The sequence below is a fragment of the Domibacillus sp. 8LH genome (genome assembly GCF_038806185.1).
GTDB classification, from domain to species: Bacteria; Bacillota; Bacilli; order Bacillales; family Domibacillaceae; genus Domibacillus; species Domibacillus indicus_A.
The window spans coordinates 1-252 of the sequence record NZ_JAVJNG010000241.1 but is presented as its reverse complement, the minus strand read 5'-3'; the positions used below and the strand labels follow the sequence as shown (position 1 = coordinate 252).

The following is a 252-nucleotide window of genomic DNA, read 5'->3' as shown; positions in this document are numbered from 1 at the left end:
CCCCTGTATCGCCCGTATCTGTCTCTTCATAATTATCATCTGCGTAATTACGGGCATCCTTCGTATCATCAAGTGCTGTTCTATAATGTGACTGAATTCTGTTCATTACCGGGGTAAATGCTATATCTTCCCCTAACAAAAGTTCGTCAAAGTGAGTGATTTGGTATTGAACATACGGGCGTAATGATGATGAACTTCCTGGGGATCCCCAGTCTACAGATTCCATTGCATCATCCGCTCTTTGTAGTGCAG

Annotated in this window: 1 protein-coding gene; it reads right to left on the bottom strand. The window is 43.3% G+C overall.

Features of this window, described 5'->3' with window-relative positions:
• The coding region (locus RG959_RS24570; protein ID WP_342799342.1) for a hypothetical protein at positions 1-226 on the bottom strand (226 nt) is incomplete at its 3' end.
• Positions 227-252 lie beyond the last annotated feature (26 nt).